This window comes from Nonomuraea sp. NPDC049784 (assembly GCF_040659615.1).
Classification (GTDB): Bacteria; Actinomycetota; Actinomycetes; order Streptosporangiales; family Streptosporangiaceae; genus Nonomuraea.
The window spans coordinates 1-9,030 of the sequence record NZ_JBFAMX010000424.1 but is presented as its reverse complement, the minus strand read 5'-3'; the positions used below and the strand labels follow the sequence as shown (position 1 = coordinate 9,030).

The 9,030-nt window shown below is 70.6% G+C and carries 9 protein-coding genes and 1 pseudogene; 7 read left to right on the top strand and 3 right to left on the bottom strand.

Annotated features, from left to right (window positions below; all coding sequences use genetic code 11):
- On the bottom strand, nt 1–212 hold a 212-nt coding region (locus AB0J09_RS46145; RefSeq protein WP_360706156.1), incomplete at its 3' end, for an NAD(P)H-binding protein.
- Nucleotides 213–236: 24 nt separating this feature from the next.
- Here AB0J09_RS46145 and AB0J09_RS46140 point away from each other — a divergent pair.
- The 4 genes and pseudogenes from AB0J09_RS46140 to AB0J09_RS46125 form a co-directional block, all read left to right on the top strand.
- A complete protein-coding gene (locus tag AB0J09_RS46140) occupies nt 237–929 on the top strand; it encodes an HAD family hydrolase (protein ID WP_360706153.1) in 693 nt (230 codons plus the stop codon).
- Nucleotides 930–992: 63 nt separating this feature from the next.
- A complete protein-coding gene (gene gndA, locus AB0J09_RS46135) occupies nt 993–2,417 on the top strand; it encodes an NADP-dependent phosphogluconate dehydrogenase (RefSeq protein ID WP_360706151.1) in 1,425 nt (474 codons plus the stop codon).
- A 131-nt stretch (nt 2,418–2,548) separates the two neighbouring features.
- Nucleotides 2,549–2,899, top strand: coding sequence for a VOC family protein (locus tag AB0J09_RS46130; RefSeq protein ID WP_360706148.1), 351 nt, complete (start codon nt 2,549–2,551; stop codon nt 2,897–2,899).
- Between the two features lie 76 nt (nt 2,900–2,975).
- Nucleotides 2,976–3,104, top strand: a pseudogene (locus AB0J09_RS46125) (IS5/IS1182 family transposase); the annotation flags it as partial.
- Nucleotides 3,105–3,148: 44 nt separating this feature from the next.
- Here the strand turns inward: AB0J09_RS46125 and AB0J09_RS46120 are convergent.
- Together AB0J09_RS46120 and AB0J09_RS46115 are read right to left on the bottom strand one after the other, a co-directional pair.
- Nucleotides 3,149–3,874 carry an alpha/beta hydrolase gene (locus AB0J09_RS46120; protein ID WP_360706145.1) on the bottom strand — a complete coding sequence of 242 codons (726 nt, stop codon included), beginning with the start codon at nt 3,872–3,874 and terminating at the stop codon, nt 3,149–3,151.
- A gap of 351 nt (nt 3,875–4,225) precedes the next feature.
- Nucleotides 4,226–4,441 carry a hypothetical protein gene (locus tag AB0J09_RS46115; RefSeq protein WP_360706142.1) on the bottom strand — a complete coding sequence of 72 codons (216 nt, stop codon included), beginning with the start codon at nt 4,439–4,441 and terminating at the stop codon, nt 4,226–4,228.
- 63 nt (nt 4,442–4,504) lie between these two features.
- On the opposite strand from AB0J09_RS46115, the gene AB0J09_RS46110 reads away from it, so the two are divergent.
- The 3 genes from AB0J09_RS46110 to AB0J09_RS46100 all read left to right on the top strand — a co-directional run.
- Nucleotides 4,505–7,279 carry a BTAD domain-containing putative transcriptional regulator gene (locus tag AB0J09_RS46110; protein WP_360706139.1) on the top strand — a complete coding sequence of 925 codons (2,775 nt, stop codon included), beginning with the start codon at nt 4,505–4,507 and terminating at the stop codon, nt 7,277–7,279.
- 279 nt (nt 7,280–7,558) lie between these two features.
- Complete coding sequence (locus tag AB0J09_RS46105; protein WP_360706159.1) at nt 7,559–8,569, top strand: helix-turn-helix domain-containing protein; 1,011 nt, start codon at nt 7,559–7,561, stop codon at nt 8,567–8,569.
- 245 nt (nt 8,570–8,814) lie between these two features.
- Nucleotides 8,815–9,030, top strand: a 216-nt coding sequence (locus AB0J09_RS46100) for a hypothetical protein (RefSeq protein ID WP_360706136.1), incomplete at its 3' end; no start/stop codon positions are given.

Genomic DNA, 9,030 nt, shown 5'->3' with positions numbered 1-9,030 from the left:
GCCGCGAAGACCACGGCGTCGGCGCCCTCGACGATCTCCGTCACCTCTTCGAGGGCCGCCTTCTCCAGGTCGCACACGACGGCCTCGGCTCCGGTGGCCTCGACGTCGGCGACATGGGCGGGATTTCGTACGATGCCGACCGCGCCCGACTTGAGGCGTTCCGCCAGCCTGAGCGCGATCTTCCCGTGCCCACCCGCGATGATGATCCGCATAATCGTCCATGGTGTCATGGACCTATGAACGCGTTCCCTGAGGCCCCGACCCCGGCATTTCTTTTCGACCTGGACGGCACCCTGATCGACAGCGTTTACCAGCACGTCATCGCGTGGCGGCAGGCACTGTCCAGCATGGGGATCGACCTGTCGGTGTGGCGGATCCACCGTCGCATCGGCATGAGCGGCGGCCTGTTCGTCAGCGCGCTGCTGCGCGAGACCGGACTGAAGCTGACACGGGAGCAGATCGACCAGTTGCAGACCACGCACATGGAAGCTTACGAGCAGCAGGTCCACTCCGTGCGGCCGCTGCCCGGCGCGGCCGAGCTGCTGTCGGAGCTGACCTCGCGCGGCGTGCCCTGGGCGATCGCCACCAGCGGGTACGCCCGCACGGCGCGGCTGGCGCTGGGCATGCTGGGATTGCCCGAGGACACCCCGATGATCACCCGCGATCTGGTGCGGAGGGCCAAGCCGGACCCCGACCTGTTCCTCGCGGGTGCGGCCCTGGTGCACGTGGACCCGGCGCATGCCATGGTGGTGGGCGACAGCGTCTGGGACCTGCTCGCCGCCCGCCGGGCCGGCGCGCTGGGCATCGGGCTGCAGTCCGGCGGGTACGGCAGGGACGAGCTCGAACGTGCCGGGGCGTTCAGGGTCTACGCCGATCCGGCAGACATGCTGGACAGGCTGGACGAGCTGGGGGTGCGGCAGAGCGACTGAGGCTGGAATATCCCGCGGAACCACCGGGCTGGATCATGCGTATCCCCCACAAAGGAGCTTGAGATGGACTTGGCAGACATCGGCGTCACCGGCCTGGCCACCATGGGGCGCAACCTGGCCCGGAACCTGGCCAGGCACGGATACGCCGTGGCCGTGCACAACCGGACGTACGGCCGCACCCAGCAGCTGGTCAAGGAGTTCGGCGGGGAGGGCACGTTCGTCCCGTCCGAAGACCTGGCGGCCTTCGTGGCGTCGCTGAAGCGGCCGCGGCGGGCGATCATCATGGTGAAGGCGGGGGCCGGCACCGACGCGGTGATCGACCAGCTCGCCGAGCTGATGGAGCCGGGCGACATGATCGTCGACGGCGGCAACGCGCACTTCGAGGACACCAGGCGGCGCGAGGCGGCGCTGCGCGAGCGTGGCCTGCACTTCGTCGGCACGGGCATCTCGGGCGGCGAGGAGGGCGCACTGAACGGGCCCAGCATCATGCCCGGCGGCTCCAAGGAGTCGTGGGAGGCGCTCGGGCCGATCCTCCAGGACATCTCGGCCAAGGTGGACGGGGTGCCGTGCTCGGTGCACGTTGGCCCCGACGGTGCCGGACATTTCGTGAAAATGGTCCATAACGGCATCGAATACTCGGACATGCAGCTCATCGCCGAGTCCTACGACCTGCTGCGGCAGGCCCTGGGGGCGACGCCGGCCGAGCTGGCGCAGGTGTTCCGGGAGTGGAACCGGGGCGATCTGGACTCGTACCTGATCGAGATCACCGCTGAGGTGCTCGACCAGGTGGACGCCGAGACGGGCAAGCCGTTCGTGGACGTGGTGGTCGACCAGGCCGAGCAGAAGGGCACCGGCCGGTGGACCGTGCAGAGCGCGCTCGACCTGGGCGTGCCGGTGACGGGCATCGCCGAGGCGACCTTCGCCCGCGCCCTGTCCGGCCACCCTGAGCAGCGTGCCGCCGCCGCGTCCCTGCAGGGGCCCAGCCTCTCCGGGGTCGGAGGGCGCGAGCTGGTGGAGGACGTGCGACAGGCCCTCTACGCGTCCAAGATCGTCGCGTACGCGCAGGGCTTCGACCAGATGGCCGCCGCCTCGCGCGAGTACGGCTGGGACCTGGAGCTCGGGGCGATGGCCACGATCTGGCGCGGCGGGTGCATCATTCGCGCCAAGTTCCTGGACCGGATCCGGGCCGCGTACGACGCCAACCCGGCGCTGCCGACGCTGCTGGCGGACCCGACGTTCGCGGCCGCTCTGGACGCGGCGCAGGAGGCGTGGCGGCGCGTGGTGACGACCGCGATCCAGATCGGCGTGCCCACGCCCGGCTTCTCCTCGGCCCTGGCCTACTACGACGGCCTGCGCCGCGACCGCCTCCCGGCGGCGCTGGTGCAGGGGCTGCGCGACTTCTTCGGCGCGCACACGTACCACCGGGTGGACAAGGAAGGGGCCTTCCACACGGACTGGTCCGGCGACCGCACGGAACACCCGGCGTAACACGCGCCCGGGGCCGGTCGCTGACGGCGGCGGGCCGACCCTGGGTCGTGGGCCGGTGCGGGTGATGGCGGGGCGGTGACGGTGCAAGGATGTTCAAGACCAGGCCGCCTCGTCGCCGCCAGGCTGGGCGCATGACAACAACTCTTACCTCCATCGTCATCGACTGCGCCGACCCCGCCGCCCTGGCGGGCTTCTATGCCAAGGCCACCGGCTGGCAGGTCGGCTCGGGCGACGCCGACTTCGTCGGGCTCGAAGGCGGCCCGGTGTCGATCGCGTTCCAGCGGATCGACGGCTACCAGGGGCCCGGCTGGCCGAACGGCGGCAAGCATGTGCACCTCGAGTTCAAGGTCCCCGACGTCGAGGCCGCCAAGAAGGAGCTGGCCGGGCTCGGCGCCACCGTGCCCGACTTCCAGCCGGGCGGCGCCGACTGGACCGTGCTCATCGATCCCGAAGGCCACCCCTTCTGCGTCATGGAAGGCTAGAGGTCCGCGAGAACCGGCCTGGCGTCGGCCACCGACGGCCCCAGGGGCGCCGCCGGTCGGGAACTCCGGCCCCTTCGTCCTCACCCCGGGCCAAGCCGGCGACAGCCCGCAGTTTCGCGCCGTCCCGGCCCGGATCAAGATCCGCCCGCGCATCCGCCCGGACGCGGTGGCCGCCCACAAGGCCTACTCCTCCCACGCCAACCGCCGCCGGCAGCATGGACGTCGGCCGACGCCGAGGATCAGGGCGGGTCAGTGTGCGGTGGCCCGGACGGCATCGTCGATCAGATCCGCGACGCGCTCGGGGTGAGCGAGCATCACGAGGTGTGAGGAGTGGACCTCGACGGTGGTCATGCGGGCTCGTTGGTAGCCGTAACGCTCGACGTCGGGGTTGATGGTGCGGTCAGCCGTGGCGACCAGGCCCCAGGAGGGCTTGGTCTTCCAGGCCGCGGCCGGGGCTTTCTCGGTGAAGGCCTGCGCGGCCAGCGGGCGCTGGGAGACGGCGAGGACAGAGGCGAGGCCAGGGTCGACGTCGGCCGCGAAGACCGCTGGGAACTTGTCGATCTGAACCGATACGTCGGTGCCGGGAGCGGTGGAGCCCTCGATCGGGAAGGGGGTGTAGACGAGGGCGCCGGCGAGGTCGGAGTCGGGGAAGCGGCCCTGCAACTCGCCCAGGCTCTCGCCTTCCTCCAGGGCGTAGCCGGCCAGGAAGACCAGTGCCTTGACGTTGTCTTCGATCCCGGCGACCGTGATGACGGCGCCGCCGTAGGAGTGGCCGACCAGGATGACCGGGCCGGGCACTTGGCGGACGATCGAGGCGATGTAGGCGGCGTCGCCGAGCAGGCTGCGGTTGGGGACCGCGGGGGCCACCACGCTCAGGCCGCGGGCGAGCAGCTTGGGGATGACACGGGCGAAGCTGGACGCGTCGGCGAACGCACCGTGGACCAGGATGACGGTCGGGCTGTCAGGACGTGACATGGCACACTCTTTCTGTTGATGTGGTGTTGATCGGCAGATGGGCGGCCCGAGAGGTCACGGGTTCGCTGCCTGAGTGATGTCTGGGAGCGCGGGCGACTGCCCTCGGGTCAGCTTGTGTGGGTGAGGGTGTGCAGTTTGTGGAACGCCTGGGTGACGGCCGCCTCGGCCGTGTAGCGCGCCGCAGCATCACGAGGTCGACGCATGTGATGCACGCCGGGCGAAGCACCACGGGCATGTACGGAACGGTAAGGGTGATCGGGGAGGGTACCTTGCCCGCCAGTGCCCTGTTTCTGATCTGTCCGTGCCCTTTGGCACTTCCAGTCCGTCCGCGTCCCGACGTACGGCGACGGCTCAAGGGCCTGTGCTGTTGATGATGCCCGCGCGGTCGCCGCTGCCCACGCCGAAGACCATCTGCGGCTGGTGGTCCACGAAGAGCATGACCGCGTTGTCCGGGGTGAGCAGATCAGGGCTGGGAACAGGCCTGGAGACAGTGGCGACACCCGTGCCGACCTCCGGTTTTGCACAGCTGTAGTCTGCGGTGCGGTGGCCAGGAGACGGCAGCCGCATCGCAGGGCGGGGGGCGGGATGGAACGGTCAAGTCATGATCTCCGTTTCACGGTGCTCGGGCCCGTGCGGGCCTGGCGGAACGGGTCGGAGCTTGAGCTCGGGCCACCGCAGCAGCGGGCCTTGCTGGCGCTGCTGCTCGCGGACGCGGGCCGTGCGGTGACTCTCGAGGAGATCGTGGACGTGCTCTGGCGGCGCGATCCCCCGGCCAGCGCGGTCAACATCGCGCAGCGGTACGTCGGCAAGCTGCGCAGGCTGCTCGACCCGGAGCTGCCGCCGCGCTCCGAGGGGACCCTGCTGATACGTGGCGGGGGCGGATATCGGCTGGAGGCGGCGCCCGACGGCGTGGACCTGCTGGTGTTCCGGCGCAGTGTGGAGCAGGCCCGGCAGGCGGATGAGGCGGGAGAAGCCGAGCTGTGCGTGCGTTTGCTGGTGGAGGCGCTGGACCTGTGGCGGGGGCCGGTGGCGGCCAACGTGGAGGTGGACGTACGCACCCAGCCGATGTTCGTCGCGTTGGAGCGGGAGTACGTGAGCGCGGTACGCCAGGCGGCGGACGTGGCGCTGCGCGCCGGTTCAGCAGGGCGGGCAGTGGCGGCGGTTCAGCGGGCGGCTGAGGCGTACCCGCTGGACGAGTCGTTGCAGGCCAGGCTGATCCGTATGCTCGCGGCCGCCGGACAGCAGGCGGCCGCGTTCGCGGTGTTCCATGCCCTCCGTGACCGGCTCGCGGGCGAGCTGGGCGTTGACCCTGGTCCTGAGGTTTGTGCGGCGCACGCCGCCGTCCTGTCCGAGTCCGCCGCTCCCCCCGCACAGCCCGCCCAGCCCGCCCAGCCCGCACGTCCCGTGCCGGGGCTTCCTGCGGTGGTGCCGGCCCAGTTGCCCGTGGATTTGGCCACCTTCACCGGGCGCCACGACCATGTCGCGGAGTTGCTCGAACTGATGCCAGGTGTGCACCAGACCGTCCTCATCGGCGCGATCGGCGGCATGGCCGGGATCGGCAAGACCGCGCTGGCGATCCACGTCGCGCACCGGCTCACCCACCGTTTCCCCGACGGCCAGCTTTACATCAACTTGCGCGGCTTCGATCCGAGCGAAGAGGCCCTGGCCCCGGCCGACGTGCTGCGCGGATTCCTGGAAGCCCTCGACGTGCCGCCTGAGCGCGTGCCATCGGGCCTGGACGCGCGGGCCGCGCTGTTCCGCAGTTTGCTGGCCGGGCGGCGGATGCTCATCCTGCTCGACAACGCGCGCGAGACCGCGCAGGTGACGCCGCTGCTGCCGGGCAGCCCGGGCGCACTCGTTCTGGTCACCAGCAGGAACCACCTGTTCGGACTGGTCGCCATGCACGGCGCGCATGCGCTTGTCCTGGACGTGCTGCCGGCCGATGAGGCACGCGACTTCCTGGCCCGGCGGCTGGGCGAAGGCCGGGTAGCGGCCGAGCCGGAGGCGACCGAAGAGATCATTTCCCTGTGCGCGCGGCTGCCGCTGGCGCTGGCGATCGTGGCGGTCCGCGCAGCCGCGAACCGCGCCTTCACCCTGTCGTCCATCGCGGCCGAGTTGCGCCACGCGGACGGCAGCCTGCGCGCGTTCACCGGCCCCGACGCGGCCGTCGACGCCAGGGCCATCTTCTCCTGGTCCTACGAGAAGCTCAGCGAGCCTGCGGCCCGGCTGTTCCGGCTGCTCGCCGTTCACCCCGGCAGTGGCGGGGCCGGCCTCGACGCGGCCTCCGCGCTCGCCGGCGCTCCGGCGCAGACGCTCCTGGCCGAGCTGGTCGCAGCCAACCTCCTCACCGAGACGTCGCCCGGACGGTACGCCTTCCACGACCTCCTGAACGCCTACGCCGCTGAACTCGTCGGTCAGGACGAGGGCCGTGAGGCACTGCGGCGGGTGCTGGACTACTACCTGCACACGGCGCATGCCGCCTACCGGGTGAGGGCGCCGTTGAGGAAAGGGATCACGGTGGAGCCGTCCCTTCCGGGTGTCCCGGAGACACACTTCGCCGACGACGAACGGGCGGACGGCTGGCTGCGGATGGAGCGCCGCGCACTGGTGGCCGCCGTCCAGGCGGCGGCGCAATCAGGGTTCGACACGCACGCCTGGCAGCTGGCCTGGGCGCTGACGGAGTTCCTTGACCGCAGGGGTTACTGGGAGGAGGCGCTGACCACCCATCGGACGGCGGCCCAGGCCGCCGAACGGCTGGGTGATCTCGGTGCTCAGGCCCATGCCCATCACAGCCTTGGCGGCGCGGCAAGCAATCTGGGGCGCACGAACGAGGCGCTCGAATACCTCTCCCGCGCAGTCGAGCTGTTCGGCGAAGTGGGTGATCTCGATAACCAGGCGCAGGCCACGCGCTATGTCGCCTACGAGCTGAACAGGCAGGGGCGGCCCGCGGAGGCGTTGGCCTGTACCGAGCAGGCGCTTGAGCTGTTCACGGCAGGGGATGACGTCCGGGGGCAGGCGACCACGCTCAACGACGTCGGTTGGTACCACATGCAGCTCGGTCACTACCAGCAGGGCCTGGAATACTGCCAAAGTGCGGTCGAGCGACTGGCGGAGATGGGATTTCGCCGGGGGGAGGCCGCGGCCTGGGACAGCGTCGGGTACGCCAGGCACCGGCTCGGGCAGTTCGAGCAGGCCATCACCGCCTATCGGCGCGCGGCGGAGTTGCGCAACGGCGCGGGAGACCGGTATCCGGAGGCATCGTCGCTTGGGCGGCTGGGGGACGTGCACCGGGAGGCCGGAGAGCCCGAGGCCGCGCGTAAGGCGTGGCAGGCCGCCCTGGCGATTCTCACCGACCTGCGCCATCCGGCGGCAGACGAGGTCAGGGCCAAGCTGGCGACTCTCTGAACTGCCCTGTCACAGATCTCGCACAGTTCATACACAGGGTTCTTCCTAGGCTCGACACGCCTAGGAAGGACGCACTCCATGCCTGCTCGCGTGATGAGCCGTGCCGGGCTGCGGGGGTGCGAAGCCGCACTCGCCCGTCTTGACCATCCGCTTTTCGCCGTGCGCCGCGCTTGTCGCGCCGCCGTCGCGGGGTGCCGCCTTCCGGGTTGGCGTAGCCGTCCGTTCCGTGTCGGCTGCGGCTGCGTTCATTCTTGCCGAGGGGAGAGCAGGTTGAGCCTGGTGTTGACGACCGCTTCTGTTCCTGACCGTGACAAGGTCGCCTACTGGAACGACGCGGTGAGCAGGACGCTGGTGCCGATGACCGTCGTCCCGCAGGGCGACGGGCCCTTCGTCGGCCGGCTCGCGACCGACCGCCTCGGATACCTTCGGGTCTCGACCATGGAGGCCGACGCCAAGCGGATCAGCCGCACACCGGCGCTGATCGCGCGCTCGCCGGAGGCGTTCGTGGCGGTCGGTGTCCAGATGTCGGGCACGGCGACCTTCATCCAGGACGGCCGGCGGGCCGAGGTGGGCGAGGGGGACCTGGTGGTGTACGACACGACGCGGCCGTACTTCTTCGACTATCCGCAGCGGTTCTCCATGCACGTCTTCCAGCTGCCCCGCCGCGTGCTGGGCGTTCCGGAGAGCGACATCCGGCAGGTCACCGGGACAGCCATCGACACCGAGGACGGCTTCGGCGCGGTGCTGCTGCCCTTCCTGGCCACGCTGGCCGCCTCGGCGCACGCCTACACGCCGGCCGTGGCGGACCGGTTGGCCGGCAACGTCGTCGACCTGTTCTCCACTCTGGTGGCCGAGCGGACCCGCGAGGTCACCCAGGACGCGGACGCCGCCCGTACCCACCTCGTCCTGCGGGTTCGCGATCATATCAACCAGAATCTGGGCGATCCGGACCTGTCGCCGGAGAGCATCGCGCAGGCGCATCGGATTTCGGTCCGCTATCTGCACCGGATCTTCGAGGGTGAGGGGATCACGGTCGGCCGGCTCATCCAGCAGCGGCGCCTGGAGGAGTGCGGGCGCGAGCTGGCCCGCCGTAGCAGGACGGCGCCCACCGTGTCCGCCGTGGCCCAGCGATGGGGGTTCGTCAATCCCGCCCACTTCAGCCGCGCCTTCCGTGCCGTCTACGGTGTGTCCCCTCGTGAATGGCGCAGCCTTCGCGCCGCCGAAGGCGATGGCAGGCCGGGGCCGGGCTTCTCTGCGGGGGTCGGCCTGCTCAGCGCCGATCACCGGTGACCTTCGCGCCCGGCTCGGTGTGAACGGCCAGTGACCGCGACGATTTCCGGCCGCGAGCTGACCGCGGACTGTCGAGCAGGTAAGGTGCCCGCTCGGAACGGTGCGGGCCGCCATGTGCTCGTGGTGGCGGTGCCTTGGTTCACGACCGCGCTGCCGCATCGCAACCGCCGATCGGCCGGGGCACGTGGCGCACCGGAAGAACCCATTCACCTCACGCCTTCGTGGCCTTCTCGGCAGGAGATCGTGTGATCGACACCGCCTCGCCGTTCGATCGGCACCCGGTCCTGGATCTCCCCTCCCAGGTGTTCGTGGACAGGCACGTCTGTCCGCCGTCAGCGGTGGGCCCGGATCCGGACCTGGAGCGGGCGCGGCGGGCCCTGGCCGATCTGCAGGGCGGAGACCGTCTCCCCGAGGACGCGGCCACGTCGGCGGAGTGGTTCGCGCTGCCTGGCGGGCCGACC